Origin of the sequence: Pseudomonas sp. SWRI179 (genome assembly GCF_014268705.1) — a bacterium.
GTDB lineage: Bacteria > Pseudomonadota > Gammaproteobacteria > Pseudomonadales > Pseudomonadaceae > Aquipseudomonas > Aquipseudomonas zanjanensis.
Window position 1 is genome coordinate 1 of sequence record NZ_JABWRA010000079.1, and the last position, 18,698, is coordinate 18,698.

An 18,698-nucleotide genomic window follows, 5' to 3' on the forward strand; every position below is an offset into this window, starting at 1 on the left:
CTGTGGGAGCGGGCTTGCTCGCGATGAGGCCGGCACATCCAACATCACCGCAAACTGACCCACCGCTTTCGCGAGCAGGCTCGCTCCCACACTGGATCTGTGGTGAACACAAAATTCATGTCCGACACAGGACCACTGTGGGAGCGGGCTTGCTCGCGATGAGGCCGGCACATCCAACATCACCGCAAACTGACCCACCGCTTTCGCGAGCAGGCTCGCTCCCACACTGGATCTGTGGTGAACACAAAATTCATGTCCGACACAGGACCACTGTGGGAGCGGGCTTGCTCGCGATGAGGCCGGCACATCCAACATCACCGCAAACTGACCCACCGCTTTCGCGAGCAGGCTCGCTCCCACAGGGGAAACGCGGACTCACCAAGCCCGTTTGGAAAAAGGCGCGTAGATTTTTCAAAAAAAACGGCGCTTTTCATTTCTGAAACAAGCGCCGTTTTTCCTGAGTGAACAGCATTACCTACAGTATTCAGGGTTTGCTCAAGACAGCATTTCGGCCAAGGGCGCGGCATCAGACTGTGGGGCAACTTCGCTGAGCTTACCGTGTTCGATGCGGATCAACCGGTCGGCCAGGCCGAAGTAGGCGTCGTCATGGGAAATGACGATCAGCAGTTTGCCGCGCTCGCGCAGGTCCGGCAGGATCCGGGTGTAGAAAAAGTGCTTGAACACCGGGTCCTGGTCGGCGGCCCATTCGTCGAACAGATAGCAGGGGCGGTCGTCCAGATAGGCGCTGAGCAGCGCCAGGCGCTTGCGTTGCCCGGTGGACAGCGCCAGCGTGGTCAGCTTGCCTTCCTCGATTTGCACCTTATGGTCCAGTTGCAGGTGGACCAGGTAGTCCTGCGCCTGTTTCACCAAGTGCGGATCGTCGCCATCGAACAGGTTCTCGAACAGGCAGAAGTCGGTGAAGATCGCCGAGAAGTGCTGCCGGTAATGGTGGTTGTCATTGCTCGAGGACACTTGCTCGTCGAGCATGATCTCACCGCTTTCCGGTCGGTACAGCCCGGTCAGCAACAAGGCCAGGGTGGTCTTGCCGCTGCCGTTGCCGCCGGTGATGAACACCACTTCGCCGGCATTGAGGGTGAGGTCGATGGGGCCCAGGGTGAAGTGCCCGTCCTCGCGCTCGCGGTAGTAGGTGTGGGTGACCTGGCGGCACACCAGGCTGCGGACCTGGGTCGGCGAGATCGTGTCGAGGGTCTCGTCGGCGGTTTGCATCTCGCCTTCCAGGGCGCGGATCTTGTTCAGGGCCACGCTGGCCCGGCCGAGGGTCGGCAAGGCATGCATCAGTTCCGACAAAGGCGTGATCATGTAGAGGATCGCCAGGATATAGCCGGTGACCAGGCTCACGCCCAGGTCGATGAAATGCGGCGCGGCGAACAGCACCACGCCGATCAGCAGGTAGAACACGGCATTGCCCCAGTTCAGGACCAGTGCGTAGATGCTCATGCCCCGGACAAAATCGCGGCGGTATTGCTGGCTCACCGGTATCAGCAGGCGGGTGAAGAAGTGCTGCCGGCGGGGATGGTTGAGTTGCAGCTCCTTGCTACCGTCGGTGAGCAGGCGATATTGATTGAACAACTGGTCCTTGAGCTCGCGCGCCCGGGAGATCGAGGTCAGTGCCCGGCGTTGCGGCCAGTGAAAGCTCAGGCTGCCCAGGGCGATCAGCAGCAGCGTCAGGCCCAGCAGCGGCAGGCTGAGCCAACCCAGGTAAGCGAGGCACGCGGTGATGATCCCGACGTTGACCAGCAGGATCGGCACCAACTCCACGGCCTGGCTGATGGTTTGCGTATCGTCGGTGAGCATCGCCAGCAGGCGATGCTTGCCCAGGCGCTGCAATTGCGCGTAGGGCGTGTCGATCAGCTTGGCGCTCAGGTGCAGGCGCATGTCGTTGACCGCCGCCTGGCCCAGGCGCAGCAGGCTGATGTCGGAGATGATCCGCGACACCGCGACCAACACCACCAGGCCGGCGAAGAGCAGGCCATCCACCGGGCGCAGCGTATCGAACACCTCCAGACTGTGGTTGATGTTGGCGATCAGGCCGGCTGCCGCGAGGCCGCAGGTCAGACCCGTGAGGGTCGCCACCAGCAGTGCGCGCCAGGAGCGCTTAGCCATGAGTAACAACAGATCCATTTCAAACCGCTCCGTGTGTAGCAATGGCCGTGAGGCGCGCCGCCAATTGTTCGTGCAGGGCGCGTTGCTCAAGGATGGTCAGGTGTTGCGCTGCGATGACCTCGCGGGTCAACGGCCCACTGCTGAGGTTTTCCCAATGCGGGTCGGCGAATTCAGCCTGGGCCAGGGTATCGCTGGCCCACCAGACATGCACCGGGCAGCTCAACCGTACGGGCTTGAACGTGGCCAGCAGGTGCTGCGTATGCTGCTGGTAGCGCAGCCGTGTTTGTAAATGTTCCCAACTGTCGCCATCGAGTTGCAGGCCTTGTTGCCGTGCCCACTGGACCAGTTCCGGCAAGCGTGCCGCCGGGGGCAGGGCGTCCAGTTGCGCCAGCAACGCGGTCATGATCGGCGTTGATAACTGGCGTAACACGGCTTGGCTGTCCAGCGTCAGCGCTTGGGAGGCTGATTCCAGCAGCGCTTCGACACTGTCTTCCGGCGCTTGATGCTGGTATTGCGAGTCGATGATACCGAGAAACGCCACTTCTTCGCCCTGGCTTTCCAGGCGCGCGGCCGCGGCAATCGCCAGCAGGCCGCCGAGGGAGAACCCCAGCAGGTGATAAGGCCCCTGGGGTTGTTGTTGGCGCAGGTGCTCGACGTAGCACGCGGCGAGGCTTTCGATATCGCCGCCCAGCGTCGTGCTGTCGTCGGTCAGGTATGCCGCCTGCAAGCCCCAGAGGTGCCAGGACGCAAGTGGCGTCAGCAGCGTGCGGTAATCCTGCACGTGGCCGGTGGAGGGGTGGAAGCAGAACAGATTGGCGGCTTCAACGGCGTTGGGCGCCGACAACCGCACCAGTGGCGAAAGCTTGAGTTCGGCCTGCACCAGTGCGGCAAATGCCGAGACGCTCGGGGCGTTGAACACCGCATTGACCGTCACCGGTGCCGACAGCGCAGTCTGCAAGCGGCTGGCAAGCGTCACCGCCGCCAGGGAGTGGCCGCCCAGCTCGAAGAAGTCGTCGTCGATGCCCACCCGTTCCAGGCCCAGCACCTGTGCCCAGACCTCGGCGAGCAGGGCTTCCAGCGGTGTGCGCGGCAAGGCGCTGCCGACGGTGTCCAGCACTTTGTCGGCCCATTGCTGCAAGGTCTTGCGGTCGAGCTTGCCGTTGCCCATCAGCGGTAATGCCTCGACGATCCGCAGGGTCGGCAGCATGTAGTCCGGCAAGCAATCCTGGGCCTGGCCATGCAGCCGCGCGACCGTGGTCGAATGCCCAGGTGTCAGGGTCATGAAGGCGAACAGTTGCTGGCCGAGCTCGCCCCGGGGGATGCATTCGACCGCGGCCTGGGCCACGCCGGGAAGGCCGGCCAGCTGTGCCTGGATCTCATCGAGCTCCACGCGGAAACCACGGATTTTCACTTGGCGGTCGGCGCGCCCGGTGATCTCCAGGCTGCCGTCATGGCGATAGCGGGCCATGTCGCCGGTGCGATAGAGGCGTTCACCTGGCCGTTGGGCCAGTTCGATGAAACGTCCGGCATTTTGTTGTGCGTCCAAGTACCCGCGAGCCAGTTGCGGGCCGGCGATATACAGCTCGGCGCTCTGCCCGGGAGCGGCCGGCGCTTGCTGCTCGTCGAGCAGGTACAGGCGCATGCCGTCGAGGCGGTCGCTCAGGGGCAGGCGGCGATAGTCCATGGCCGGTTCGGCTTTGTGCATCACCACCCCCACGGTGGTTTCGGTCGGGCCGTAATGGTTCAAGACCGTCAGCGCCGGCGCGAGGCTGCGAATGCGTTGCAGCAGGCGCCGCGAGCAGCTTTCGCCACCGAGAATCAATTGCTTGCGCGGCAACACCGCAGCGCTCTGAGCGTGAATCAACCAGGCGTCGAGCAACGACGGCACGACCTTCAGGTGGTCGATCGGGTACTGCGCCTGCCAGGCTGCCCAGGCTTGGGCGTCCATCGCCGTTTCCTTGTCCAGCAGGTGCAATTCGCCGCCGCTGAGCAGCGCCGGGAACAGCAACGTGTAGCCCAGGTCGGCGGCCAGGGAAGTGACCACCGCACTGCGTTCGCCCACTCCCAGGGCCAGGCGCCGGGACACGCTGGCGACATAGCTGGCGAGCTGCCGATGCTCGACGATCACGCCTTTGGGCATGCCGGTGCTGCCGGAAGTGAACAGCACATAGGCCGCGTCCTGGCCTTGGACTTCGGCGTCGATTGCCGTGGCAGGCGCTTGCTGCCAAGTCGCTTCATCACTCAGGTCGAGGCTGCCGATGCCGGGCAACGCGGGGGCGCTGCCGGCCGAACCGCTAAGGACGAAGACCGGCTGGGCCTGTTGCAGGATCGCCAGGGAGCGTTGCGCCGGCTGATGCACATCCAGGGGAACGAATGCCGCGCCGCTCTTGAGCACGGCGAGCATGGCCAGGACCATCTGCGTCGAGCGGTCCAGGTACAACGCCACGCGATCTTCGCGCCCCACGCCTTGGGCGCGCAGGTAATGGGCCAGTTGGTTGCTGCGCGCCTGCAATTGGGCGTAGCTCAGTGGCCCGTTGTGGTCGCGCAGGGCCAAGTGTTCGGGGAACTGCGCGGCACAGGCATCGAAATCGGCCGGCACGCTGGTAAACGGCAACGTTGCGACATCGTCCTGCAGGGCGGCCAGCGTCGCGGTGAAGCTCGGCGCCTGCAAGGACAGCTCGGCCAAGGGTTTGTCGGGGTGGGCGAGGGCATCGAGCAGCAGCGATTGGAACTGCTCCAGCAGGACCCGTGCGGCTTGTTCGCTGTAGCGGCCCGGCAGGTGGCAGAGGTTCAGGCGATAGCCGCCGGCGCTGGTCTCGGCCACCAGCAACAGTTCTATGCCCGCGGGGATGGCTTGGGCGTCCAGCACCGTGAGTGTCGATGCCAGGCTGCCCAAGGTGTCGAGTCGATCGGGCAACTGACCACCCCACTGGAAGCCGTATTGCGAAGCCTCGGCCGGCAGTGCAGCGCTGACGCCGCAATATTCCTGCCATTCCGTCGCGTGTTCGCAAAGCGCTTGCAGTTCTGCCAGCGCCTGGGAAAAAGGGCTGCCTGCCGGGGGTTGCCAGCGCAGGGGCAGGGGCTTGGCGAACAAGCCCCAGCAGTCGGCGAGTTCTTCATAGTCGTCGCGGCAATCGTGGACCCAGTTCAAGATCAGTGCCGGGTTGTCACCGGTGCTCAGGCGTTGCAACAGCACGCCCCAGGCCGTCATCAGGACCTGCTCGGGCGAGGCGTCGTGACGTTGGCAAAAACCGTCGAGGGCCACGCTCAACTGTGGATCGGCGCTCAGGCGAGTGGTCACCGGGGCGTCAGGGCGGTCGCTGCGTACCTGGCGGTAGAGCAACTCGCCGGCGGCCGGCTCGTCCAGGGCCTGGCTGGCCCAGAAACGCCGGCCAGGATCGGCGTCTTCATCGGCCTGCAATTCGTAGAGCCAGGCGCTGTACTGGGTATACGTCATGGCCTCGTCATCCACCGTCGGCGCATCCGTCGAGGCCAATGCCTGCGCCAGGCGCAGCAGGGTCCCGCGATCCGCGCTCAGCGCCGGCAGTTGCAGCGTCACCCGGTGGCGATCGTCGCCGACCGCGTGCGCCTCGACGCTGATGGCGTCCGCGGCCATGACGGTGGATTCCACCACTTGCAACGGCATCAGCAAGCCCGGCTCAGGCCGCACCCGCAGGCGCAGGGCCTCGTGGCAGGCGCTCAGGGCGACGAGCCGTTGGCGCAGGCGCTCAAGGGCCAACGGGCCTGTTATTTCCAGTTCCAGGCGCACTGCGGGCAAACCCGCCAACCACTGGCTGCGTTGCTGGGGCGAGAGGGCGAAGGCTTCTTCACGTTTCTCGAAGGCGCTCATGCCTGCACCTCCGCAGTCGGCTGTGCTTCGGGCAGGCCGCCGGTCAATTGTTCACGGCGCATCATCTGGCCCATGGCGACGCAGATCTTGCGCTCACCCTCGAAGGGATCCCGAGCGTGGGCCACCAGCATGTTGTCCAGCATCACCATGTCACCCTTTTGCCAACTGAAACGTACCGCGCAGTCTTCATAGGCCGCGCCGATTACCTGCATCACCGCGTCTTCGATCACGCTGCCGTCACCGTAGTAGACGTTGCGGGGCAGGTGCCCGGGGCCGAACAGGCTGATCAGGTTGCTGCGCACTTCCGGCTCCAGGCAGGCGGTGTGGTGCAGTTGCACTTGGTTGAAGAACGACAATTCCCCGGTCTCGGGATGCGCGACGATGGCCGGGCAATGCTGGGCGATCCGCAGGTTGTCGGCCCCCAGCCACTCCCAGCGCATGCCTGATGCCAGGCATTGGCGCTCGACTTCCTCGCGCTGTTCGGTCTTGAAGAAGTCCTGCCAGCGCACATCCAGTTTGTCGGTGAAGTGCCGCACGTAAAGCAGGCCCAGGGCCTTGAAGCGGGCGACGATATCCTCGGGCAAGCGCGCCAGCACCTGCCGGCAATCGACGATGGGCGTGCAGCCGCCACGTGGCGCCGGTGTTTCGCAGTAGAACCACTGCTTGCGTGGCCACTGCGGCAGATGGGAGCTCTCGTTGTGGAAGAGAATCATGTGCTGTTCCGGGTACGGCGTGGAGTGGTAGATGTTCTTGCCGGAAGTGTTTTTTGGCAGGTCGCCGTAGGTCCCGTACAGGTCGGGTTCGATGGCCTGGGCGAACTGCTCGAAAGCGGCGGCATCCGGCAGGTTGAAACCGCGGAACAACAGGCCGCCGTGGGTCAGCAGTTGGGCGTTGATCCATTCCCGGGCTTGCAGCGCCCAGTGCACCGGGTCCAAGTCGCCGAGCAACGGCTCGATCACCAACGGCAAGGCTTGCCCGGCGTCGAGGGTGCGGGTACGGACCTGCTCGTGGGCCACCTGGCTCACGGCGGTTGCGCGGGTCTGCTTGAGCTTGCTCAGTTTCGACTGCTTGCGCGCGCTGCGGGCCGAGGCCTCGTCGAGCGACGCTTCAGGCTGGGGCGGTGCGCTGGCATTGCCGCCCCCAAGGCGCCACGACCATTGGTCCAGCGCTTGCGCCGGGGCCACGACGAGCTGCTCCAACAGGTGCTCGAAACCTTGTTCGAGGCGCTGGATGGTCTGCTCTTGCAACACGCTGGTGCGATACACCCAGCGCACGTTCAGCCCTTGTTCCTCGTCTTCTTCGACAAACACGGCGAGGTCGAACTTGCTGCTCTCCTGGGGCGATACCAGGTGTTCCACCTCAAGGTCCGGCGGGCTGGCATTGCCGCTGGGCGTGTTCTGCATGACGAACAACACCTGGACCAGCGGATTGATCCCTGGCGTACGCGGCGGCTGCAGTTCCTCGACCAGTTTGTCGAACGGCACTTGCTGGTGCTGGAACGCCGACAGGCAATCTTCGCGCAAGCGCTGCAGGCGGGCGTCAAAGGTTTCGCCTTCGCTCAGGCGGGCACGGATCGGCAACACGTTGACGAAGAACCCGATGAGGTGTTCCAGGGCCGGATGTTCGCGGTTGGCCAGGTCGGTGCCGACGATAAAGTCATTGGCCCCGGTGGCCCGCTGCAACAGGCTGTTGAAGGCGTTGAGCAGGACCATGAACAGCGTCGCCCGTTGATCCTGCGCATAGGCCTTGAGCACCTGCGTCTGGGCTGCGGTGAAGCGTTGCTCCAGGGCCGCGCCCTGGTAGTCGGGGCGTGCCGGGCGTGGCTGGTCAAGCGGCAGCGGGATCACCGTGGGCGCGCCGTCGAGCTGGCGACGCCAGTAATCGATGGCCCGGCCCAGCAGGCGCTGTTGCGTTTCGCTGCGTTGCCAGTAGGCATAGTCGGCGAACTGGATCGGCAACACTGGCAGCACCGGCGTCGAGCCGCTGGTGCGGGCCTGGTAGCCGACGATCAACTCCTGCATCAGGATGCCCATGGACCAGGCGTCCGTGGCGATGTGATGCAGCACCAGTTGCAGCACGTGATCGTCGCTTCCCAAGTGCAGCAGGTTGGCGCGCAGCATCGGCGCCTGTTGCAGATCGAACGGACGCCCGGCCTGTTCATCGATCAGGCGTTGCAGGGTTTGCGCCTGTTCCTCGCTGGCGAGGTGACTCAGCTCGGTGGGTGTCAAGTCGACCATCGGCGCCGGGCTGATGACCTGGCAAGGCTGGTCGCCGTGGAGGTGGAACGCGGTGCGCAAGGACTCATGGCGTTCGAACACCGCTTGCAAGGCCCCCTGCAGGGCCGCGATGTCCAGCGCGCCACGCAGCCTGACGGTGGTGGTCATGTTGTAGGCGGCGCTAGGGCCTTCGAAGCGATCCAGGAACCACAACCGTTGCTGGCTGTAGGACAGCGGCAACGGCTGGTTACGCGGCGCCAGGGCAATTTCGCTGTCGCCGTCGGCCTCGCTCTGGGCGTCGCGCTGTCGATCCACCGCGTCGGCCAGTTGCTCGAGGGTGCCACGCTCGAACAGCGTGCGCAGCGGCAGGTTCACGTTCAACCGTCGACGAATCCGCGACAACACCTGGGTGGCCAGCAAGGAGTGACCGCCGATGGCGAAGAAGTCGTCGTGCACACCCACGTTGTCGAGGCCGAGAATCTCTTGCCAGAGTTCGGCCAGGACCTGCTCGGTCGGCGTGCGCGGTGCCATGGATTGCCCCTGCGCCGTTTCGTCCTGGGGCACGCCCAGGGCGGCGAGGGCACGACGGTCGACCTTGCCATTGGCGTTCAGTGGCAATTGCTCAAGGGCCAGCCAACGAGCCGGGACCATGTAGCTTGCCAGTTGCTGGCCCAGGTAAGCGCTCAAGGCCTGTTGCGTGGACTCGCCGTCCAGGTCGGCCGCTTCGTCGAGCACATACCAGGCCACCAGTTGCAACGCGCCACGGGCATCGGGCAGCGCCAGCACCGCCGCGCTGTCCACTGCCGGGTGCTGCATCAGGCGGTTTTCGATTTCGCCCAGTTCGATACGGTGGCCACGGATCTTCACTTGCTGGTCGCGACGGCCGAGGTATTCGATCACGCCATCGGCGCGCATCCGGCCGATATCACCACTGCGATACAGACGCGCATCGGCCTGGAAGGGGTGCGGGACAAAGGCTTCGCGGGTGCGTTGCGGATCGCGCAGGTAGCCGCGACCGACGCCGACACCGCCGATGCACAACTCACCCGGCACGCCGATGGGAACCATGCGCAGGTCTGAATCGAGGACGAACACCTGGTTATTGGCGGTCGGCTTGCCGATGGGCATGTGCAGGCAGTCGTCGGCTGGCGCTTCGGTGATGGGGTAGAAGGCGACGTCGTCCGAGCACTCGGCGGGACCGTAGGCGTTCATCAACGCAATCGCCGGGAAGCGGGCGAACCAGTCCCGCGCCAGGGCCGGTGGCAATGCCTCTCCGGTGGGCAGGAGCCAGCGCAGGCTCGCCAGGGCGTGGTGCGCCTGGCTTTCCTGGAGCATGCCGCGAATCAGCGCCGGCACGGTTTCCAGCAGGGTCAGCTGATGTTCTTCAACAGCATCGAGCAGGGCCACGGGGTCGTGGGCCTGGGCATCGGGCAGGATGTGCACGGTGGCGCCGAGCAGCGGCGCGGCGAGGAACTGCCACACGCTGATATCGAACGCCGCCGAAGCGGTCTGGGCAATCCGGTCGTGCTCACCCAGGCCCAGGCTCGGGACCTTGCCGAACATGTTGTTGAGCATGCCTCGCTGTTCGACCATCACGCCTTTTGGCGTACCGGTGGAGCCCGAAGTGAAAATCACGTAGGCCAGTTGCTCAGGGGTGTGGGCGTAGGTGACCGGTGGCTGCTCGTTGCCTTGCCAGAGCGCCTGGGCGATCAGGCAGGTGGGTTGCTTGCGCATTTGCGGCAGGACGTTGTCCAGTGTCGAGGCTGCGTGCTCGCACACCAGCAACAGCGGCGCTTCACCCAGGTCCAGCAGTTCCGCCAGGCGGGCGTGGGGCTGTTGGATATCCAGCGACTGGAACGCCGCGCCGACCTTAAGCGTAGCGATCATCATCGTCAGCAGCGCCAGGCCGCGCTCGGCGAACAGCGCCACCAGGGTTTCCGGGCCGGCACCGGCGGCTTGCAACGCATGGGCGATGGCGTTGGCGCGGCGGTCGAGTTCGGTGTAGGTCAGCGATTGCCCCTGGCAGATGGCGGCCAGGTGTTGCGGGCGACTGCGCACTTGCTCGGCGAACAGCGCCGCATAGCCGCGCTCCAGGGGGAAGTCGACGTCGCTGCGGTTGCAGTCGATCTGCAACTGCCGACGTTCGGCCTCGGGCAGCATGTGCAAGCTGCCCAGGGGCGCCTGTGGTGTCTCGAGCATGCCCGAAAGCAACTGCACCAAGTGCCCGAGCATGCGTTGCACAGTGTCCGTGGTGAAACGCTGGCTGTCGTAGGACAGGCGAATGCCCAGGCGGTCGCCGGGGTACAACACCACCGTCATCGGGAAGTTGGTGTGCACGCGGTCTTCATAGATGTCGATGCTGAAGGCATCCAGTTGCACGCTGCTGATGTCCAACGGCGCGTTCTCGAACACCACCAGGCTGTCGAACAACTGCTGGCCGCGCGGCACTTGGCTGCAACGCTGGATGTCCACCAACGATGCGCTTTCGTGTTCGCGCAATTGCGCGTTGTGGGACAGCAGCGCTTGCAGCCAGTCGGCCACGGGCGCATCCGGGTCGACATCGATGCGCAGTGGCAGGCTGTTGATGAACAGCCCGACCATTTCTTCTACACCGGCGAGGTCGGTCGGGCGGCCGGCGACGGTCACGCCGAACAGCACGTCGCGGTTGCCGCTGTAGCGCGACAACAACAGCGCCCAGGCGCCCTGGATCCAAGTGTTGGGTGTCAGTTGGTATTGCTGGCACAGCTGCTGCAGACGCTGGGTCTGGGCGATGCTCAGGGTCTGGTCGAAGTCGCCGACCTGTTCCGGTGCCTGCTCCGGGCGGGCCACCGGACTGTCCACATGCAGCGGCGTTGGCTCGCTGAAACCGGCCATTTCGGCTTGCCAGAACGCGTGGGCGGCAGCCATGTCATGGCGTTCCAACCAGCTCATGTAGCCGCGGAACGAGCGCAGGCGTGGGCGGGCCACCGGCTCCTGGCGCACGATGGCCTGGTAGATCGCCAGCAGGTCTTCCATCAGCAGGCCGAAGCACCAGGCGTCGGTCAGGATGTGGTGGAAGCTGCGCACCACGGCGAAGCGTCGCTCATCGAGTTGGAACACCCGCAGGTGGGTCAACGGCGCACAGGCCATGTCGAAACCTTGCAGGCGCTGTGCTTCGAGGGCCTGGTCCATCGCCAGGCGCTGTTGCTCTTCGTCGAGGTGGCGCAAGTCCTGCCAGTCGAACGCCCGGTGGGTTTGGCGATATACACATTGCAGTGGCTCATGGTCGTCCTGCCACCAGAACGCGGTGCGCATCATCGGATGGCGCTCGAGGAACAGTTGCCACGCGGCTTCCATCGCCGGGCGCTGCAAGGCCCCGTCCCAGCTGTAGCGTTGCTGCATCAGGTAGATGCCGCTGTGGGGTTGCAGCAGGGTGTGCAGGAGCATGCCTTGTTGCATCGACGACAGCGGGTAGACGTCCTCGATGTTCAGCCAGTCCAGCGGTTCGGCCGCCAGGGTCGCCGCTTGCTTGTGGCATAGCGGGAACGCCTGGCTGGCAGGGCGCAGGTCGGCTGCGGTGGCCAGCCCGGCGAGTTCGCCCAGGCGTTGTGCAAGGCGTGGTGCCCAGTCGGCGGCGAGGGTGCCTTGGCTGCGTACGTGCAGGCAGTCATCCTGCCACCAGGCGTCCAGGGTCAGCGGGCAAGTCGGCGTCGTCAATGGGCTTGCGGCTTCGACCTGGGCCAGGATGCCGCGTTCTTCGCGGTGGCTGTCGAGGTTGCCCAGCCAGCGGATGGCGACCGATGCCGCGGGCAGGTCGCGCAGCGGTTCTTGCAGGTAAGTGTTGTCCGACAGGTAGCGCAAGGCACCATAGTCGACGCCGTGTTGCGGGTAGGCGCGGATCTGCGTGGCCAGTGCCTGCAAGCGTTGCAGGAGGCTGTCGCCTTCGGTCTGGAGAAAGTACGGCACGGCCAGGGCCAACGGGCCCATGATGCGTGCCGGATCGAGGTCGGCCACGGCAATCGGCGCATCGACCGGCAGGCGCTCGGCACTCGGCCGCGCATCGTGCACGCTCAGGGCGACCAGGCCATCGCCGCACGACTCGCGGCACTGTTCGGCCACGGCAGCGGCCAACAGGCTGTTCCAGTCCAGTTGCAGCACTTCGCCCAGGCGCTTGAGTTCGCCTGAGGTGACGGCTGGCAGGGTTTGTTCGTTCACGCTGGCCGGCTGTTGGCTGTCAGGCAGTTGCAGCGGTTCCACGCCGGCGTATTGCAGCCAATGTTCCCAGGCCTCGTCCAAGGCATCGCCCTGGGCATGGGCCAGTTGGTGCCGCGTCCACTGGGTGAAGTCGCCACCGGCGTAGGACAGGCGTACTGGCCGCTGATAACGCAGTTGCGCCAAGGCCAGGTTGAGGTCGGTCAGCAGCAGCGACCAGGACGCTTCGTCCAGGCACAGCGGATGTGCGGCCAGTAGCAGGGAATGTTTGCCGTCCACTTCCAGCAGACGGGCATGCAGGCTTTGGCCAGCCTCCAGCTCCAGCGCGTCGACACCGGCCTGGGCCAGGGTTTGCAGGTGTGCCGGGGCGCAGGTCGCCAGTTTCTCGGTGGCGATCACCGGGGCCTTGGCCGCGACCAGGACCCGTTGCTGCCACTCGCCCTCCGGCAGGGCCTTGAGCGCCAGGCGCAGGGCCTGGTGATGTTGCTGCAAGGCGCTGATGGCCTGGGTCAGCAGCTCGCTGTCGATGGCCTGGGTCAACGCCACGCAACGCCAGGTGGCGTGCAATGGCCCTTGTTGCAGGCGCGCCAGTTGTCCGGCGGCCAACGGCAGTTCATAGCCATTGGCACTCTCGTGCGCCACGCCCTGGCTGGCATCGGCGCCCAGCACGCGGGCGATGTCGGCGATGGTGCGGTTCTCGAAGAGCTGGCGAGGCGTGAGTTTCAGCCCTTGCTGGTTGGCGCGGGCAATGATCTGCAAGTTGATGATCGAGTCGCCGCCCAGGGCGAAGAAGTTGTCGTGCACGCCGACACGTTCCAGCTTCAGGACGTCTTGCCAGATGGCGGCCAGTTGCGCTTCGACTTCATTGCGCGGGGCAACGTGGGTGGCGCTGTCGTCCGTGGGTTTGTGCGGGAGCGGCAAGCGCTGCACATCGACCTTGCCGTTACGGGTGAGGGGCAGTTCGTCGAGGGTGATGAAGTGCGCCGGCACCATGTAGTCCGGCACCCGCGCACCCAGGTCGTTGCGCAGTTTCGTGGCGGACAGCGACTGGCTGGCGACGAGGTAAGCCACCAGGCGCAGGCTGCCGTCCAGTTCCACGGCGCGGACCAGCGCCTGTTCGATCAGGGGCGACAGGCGCTTGATCTGCGCTTCGACTTCGCCCAGCTCCAGGCGATTGCCACGGATCTTGACCTGGCTGTCGACCCGGCCGAGGAACGCCAATTGGCCGTCCACTTGCCAGCGCACGCGGTCGCCGGTGCGGTACCAGCGTTGCTGGTCCGCGTCGAGGTGGAAGCGTTCGGCGGTCAGGTCCGGGCGGTGCAGGTAACCCCGGGCCAGGGCGCCGTTGATCAGCAGCTCACCGGACACTCCGGTGGGCACCAGGCGACCGTGGGCGTCCACGACTTGCAATTGACGATTCGGCAATGGCCGGCCGAGGGCGATGCTGCGCAGGCCGGCGGGCAGTTCGGTGGCAATCGCCCCGACTGTCGCTTCGCTCGGGCCATAGTGGTTGAACACCCGCAGCCCTGGCGCCAGGCGGTTGACCTGCTCCAGCAGCGCCGGGCTGAGGGCGTCGCCACCGAAGACCAGCAGGGCGCGCGGCAACAGGCGGGCATCGGGCAGCGCCTGCAACAGGCCGGCCAGATGGCTCGGGGTGATCTTCAGCACATCCACCGGGTGTTGGGCGAAGAGTTCGGCCAGTGCCAGGGGGCTGAAACCGCTGTCTTCATCCACCAGCAGCAGGCTGGCGCCGCTGCACAGGGCGCCGAACAGTTGGGTGTGGCCCAGGTCGGCGGCGATGCTTGACAGCAAGCCGTAGCGGGCCGCCGGCGGCGGGTTGAGTGCCGCGTGCACCGCCGTCAGATAATCGACGATGGACTGGTGCTCGACCACCACACCCTTGGGGGTGCCGGTGGAGCCCGAGGTGTAGATCACGTACGCGGCATCAGTCGGACTGTGGGGCACGGTTGGTGGTGTGTCTGGCTGGGCGGCGATGGCGTCGGCCTGTTCCGCCAGCCACAGCGTCGGCGTGTGCTCGGCCAGGCCGTTGAGCAGGGGCGAGGCAGCAGCGCCGACCAGCAGCGCGGCGCGGCTGTCCACCAGCACGTCGGCCAGGCGCCCGGCGGGCTGCTTGAGGTCCAGCGGCAGATAGGCGGCGCCAGCCTTGAGGGTGGCCAGCAGGGCGATCACGAACTCGGCGCTGCGTTCAAGGGCCAGTGCCACGACGCTGTCCTGGCCGATGCCCTGGGTGCGCAAGTATTGGCTGAGGCGGTTGGCCTGTTGGTCCAGTTCACGGTAGGTCAGGGCAACCTGACGGTCGCGGACCGCCAAGTGTTCCGGGTAGGCGGCCACTTGTTGTTCGAAGCGCTGGTGCAGGCATGCGGAAGGCACCGGCAGTTGCGCGCCGCGCCCCTGCGCGAGCAGTTGCTGGCGTTCTTTAGGGCTCAGCCACTCCAGCTCGCTGACCCGGCGCTGCGCTTGCGCCGTCATCGCCAACAGGATGGCGCGCAACTGTGCCGACAGCACCGCGACCTCGGCATCGCTGAAGCGACTGCGGTCGTAGCTGATCAGGTAGTGCAGTTGCTTGTCTGGTACCACGATCAGCGACAACGGGAAGTGGTTGCGGCCTTGGGTAAGGGTGATGCCGTCGACCTGCTGGTCGTTGCTCGGGGCACTGAAGCTCAAGCCGCCGGTGTCCTGGTTGAGCGCGTCGGTGACCGGGAAATTCTCGAACACCAGGATCGAGTCGAACAGCGCCTGTTCGGCGGCGATGCGCGTCATCGACTTGAGCTTGCCCAGCGGCAGGTAGGCGTGGTGGCGCAGGTCGCTGTTGGCTTGCTGCAAATGTTGCAACCAGGTCACCAGCGTCGGCGCGTCGGCCCATTGCACGCGCAGTGGCAGGGTATTGATGAACAGCCCGACGGTGCTGTCCACCGCCGCCAGGTTCTCCGGACGACCGGCGACGGTGACGCCATAGACCACGTCGTCACGCCCGGCGTGTTGGCCCAGCAGCAATGCCCAGGCGCCCTGGATCAAGGTGTTGATGGTCAGGTCGTGCTGGCGGGCGAAGCTTGCCAACTGCTCGGTTTCGCTGGCCGTCAGCAGGCTTTCCCGCTCGGCGAAGGGTGCCCCTGCCGGTGCCGGCTGGCGTACGGCGAAGGTGGGTAGCGGGGTCGGCTCGCTGACGTCTTGCAACTGCTCGCGCCAGAAGCCTTCGGTGGCGGCCATGTCCTGTTCCGCCAGCCAGGCGATGTAGTCCCGGTAAGGGCGGGTCGGCGCCAGGTCGGCGGGGCGGCCATGGGCGTGTTCGTAGTACAGCGCCAGCCATTCCTGGACGGCAATGCCGACGCTCCAGCCATCCATGAGGATGTGATGGAAGGTCCAGATCAGGTGCCAGCGTTCGGGGGCCAGGCGCACCAGGCACACACGCATCAGTGGCGAGTCATTGAGCTCCAGGGGTTGTGCCCGCTGCTCCAGCGCCAACTGTTCCAGCGCGGCCTGGGGCTCGGCGCGGTCTTGCCAGTCCAGTTCGGTCAGGGGCAATGGAACGTCCTGTTGCACCACCTGATAGGCATCGTCCAGTTCTTCCCAGAGAAATGCACTGCGCAGCACGGCGTGGCGCTGCATCAGCGCCTGCCAGGCGCCGCGAAACGCGCTCAGTTGCAGCGGGCCGTTCATGTCCAGGCTCAATTGCTGGTAATAGACCCGCGAATCCGGTTCATAGACGCTGTGGAACAACAGGCCGTGCTGGGTCGGCGAAAGGGAGTAGATGTCTTCGATGTTGTTCATGCTTGCTTGGTCCATTTCAAAGTCTTGAAAACTCAAGTGAGTCGATCCAGGCGCCGCGCAGGTCTCAGACCTGCGCAGGCGCGGCGGCGCTCGCTAGCTTTGGGAATTGGGTTTGGTCTTGAGCTTGCCCAGCAGTTTGTCCAGGGATTTCTGGTTCAGCGCCTTGGCCAGCGGGAAATCCGCCGGCATCAGCGAACCGGCCTGCGGGTCGAGGCAGTGTTCGACCAGCGCCTGCAAGCGTTCCAGCAGGCGAGCGGGCAAATGGCTGTCGGCGTTCGGCGTGACGCTGTGCCATTCGACACGCAACACGCCGCCCTCCAGCCAGGCCACCACTTCCCGGGCATGGGTCACGCGGTTCACCGGGGCCACGTCCGGCGGCGGGGTCAGGGCGCTGGCGCGCAACCAGCCCGCGGGCGTTTGCTCATGCCCCAGGTAGTTGAACAGCACGTCGCCGTGGCTGGCCGGCAACTCACCGCGCTGGCGCAGCAAGCCGTAGCCCAGGCCCAGGCCGGGGACGTCACGCAAGGCTTGCTTGGCGTTGCGCACCTGATCGCCCGCGGCACCTCTGGCGCTCACGCGCAGCGGGTAGAGGGTGGTGAACCAGCCGACGGTGCGGCCGACGTCCAACCCGGTAAACGGCGCGTCACGCCCGTGGCGCTCCAGATCCACGACGATGTCACTGCGCTGTTCGACCTCGGCCAGGGTCGCGGCGAGGGCGGCGATCAGCAGTTCTTCCGGTTGCGTGCGGTAAGCCGCGTGGGATTCGGTCAGCCATTGGTGCGTGCGGCTGGCGTCCCAGCGGGCCGACAGGGTCTGGCGCTCGGCGACCGTGGCCATGGGTGGCCGGTGCGCAGAGGCCTGGGCACTCCAGTAGCGATGCTCGCCGGCAGCCTTCGCGGCATGGGCTTGCAGGTGCTCGGCCCATTGACGATACGAGGTGGTTTTCGCCGGCAACGTCGGCTGCTCGCCGCGCTCCAGGGCAGGGTACAACTGTTGGAAGTCTTCCAGCAGCGGCGTCCAGGACACCGCATCGACCACCAAGTGATGGGCCACCAGGTACAGGCGCTGCGGCGTGCCTTCCACCAGGGCTGCGGCAAACAGTGGGCCGTGTTGCAGGTCCAGGCTTTGCGCGATGTGCAGCAGTTGGTCCGGGTGTTCGCAGCAGGTCAGTTGGGCCGGCGCCACTGGCGCGATGTGCGCTTGCCATTGACCGTCGACCTCGGTGAAGCGCAGGCGCAGCGCGTCGTGGTGGGCCACCAGCCGGTCCAGCGTGGCTTGGACGATGGCCGGTTCCAGGCGGCGGTCGCTGTCGGCCAGCACCGATTGGTTCCAGTGCGCGGCCTGGACCTGTTGCTGGTCGAAGAACCACTGGTGCAACGGCATCAGCGGCATCGGCCCGGTCACGGCGCCTTGTTCGGCCTGGGTCAGCAGTGCCGTGGTCACGTGGGCGAGGGCCGCCGGGGTCGGCGAGCGGAACAGGTCCCGTGGCGTGAGGGAATAACCCTGTTCACGCAAGCGTGAGATCAGTTTCAGGCCGAGGATCGAGTCACCGCCCAGGGCGAAGAAACTGTCCGAGGTGCCGACTTCACGACCGCCGGTCAAGGTTTCGCCGAGCAGTTCGCCGAACAACTGGCAAAGCAGGCGCTCCAGGTCGTTGCGCGGTGCCGCGTAGTCTTTCTGGGTGTTGGGCAAGGGCAGGGCGGCCAGGGCCTTGCGGTCGATCTTGCCGTTGGTGCTCAGGGGCAGGGCCGGGATGTGCACCCACACCGCTGGCACCATGTAGGCCGGCAGCTCGGCCGCCAGTTGTGTGTCGAGGTCCGACTGCGCGGTGGCACTGCTGTAGAACGCCACCAGGCGGTTGTCGATGACCAGGGTGCAGGCACCAGTAATGGCCGGCAGGTTCAACAGGGCTGAGTCGATTTCCCCCAGCTCGATGCGCTGGCCGCGCAGTTTCACCTGGTGGTCGAGACGCCCCAGGTATTCGATGTTGCCATCGGCCAGGAAGCGGCAACGGTCGCCGGTGCGGTACAGCCGATCTCCGGCCACGAACGGGCTGGCGAGGAAGCGTTCTTCGGTCAGGTCCGGGCGTTTCAAGTAGCCACGGGCCACGCCGACGCCGCCGATGTACAGCTCGCCGATGCTGCCAATCGGCAACGGTTGCAGGGCTTCGTCGAGGATGTACAAGCGCAGGTTGGCGATGGGCTTGCCGATTGGCACGATCGTATCGTGCGCCGAGCAGCGCCAGACCGAGACGTCGATGGCCGCTTCGGTCGGGCCGTACAGGTTGACCAGCGCCGCCGGGTGTTGACCCATGAAGCGCCGCACCAGGTCCACCGGCAAGGCTTCGCCGCTGGCAAAGACCTGGCGCAGGCTGTGGCAGTCGGCCAGGCTCGGCTCCTCGACAAAGGCACGGAGCATGGAAGGGACGAAGTGCAAGGTCGTGACCCGTTCCTGCTGGATCAACTGGCTGAGGTAGGCCGGGTCGCGATGACCGTCCGGGCGGGCAACCACCAGGGTCGCGCCAGTGA

General features: G+C 65.7%; 4 protein-coding genes. All 4 read right to left on the reverse strand.

Annotated features, from left to right (window positions below; all coding sequences use genetic code 11):
* Nucleotides 1–495: 495 nt before the first annotated feature.
* Complete coding sequence (locus HU767_RS26935) at nt 496–2,142, reverse strand: cyclic peptide export ABC transporter (protein ID WP_186730948.1); 1,647 nt, start codon at nt 2,140–2,142, stop codon at nt 496–498.
* 1 nt (nt 2,143) lies between these two features.
* Complete coding sequence (locus HU767_RS26940) at nt 2,144–5,974, reverse strand: non-ribosomal peptide synthetase (RefSeq protein WP_186730949.1); 3,831 nt, start codon at nt 5,972–5,974, stop codon at nt 2,144–2,146.
* The gene (locus HU767_RS26945; protein ID WP_186730950.1) at nt 5,971–16,170 is read right to left on the reverse strand and encodes a non-ribosomal peptide synthetase; all 10,200 of its coding nucleotides are present in this window, start codon (nt 16,168–16,170) and stop codon (nt 5,971–5,973) included. The genes HU767_RS26940 and HU767_RS26945 overlap by 4 nt, the downstream gene beginning before the upstream one ends.
* A 93-nt stretch (nt 16,171–16,263) precedes the next feature.
* The coding region (locus HU767_RS26950; RefSeq protein WP_186730951.1) for a condensation domain-containing protein at nt 16,264–18,698 on the reverse strand (2,435 nt) is incomplete at its 5' end.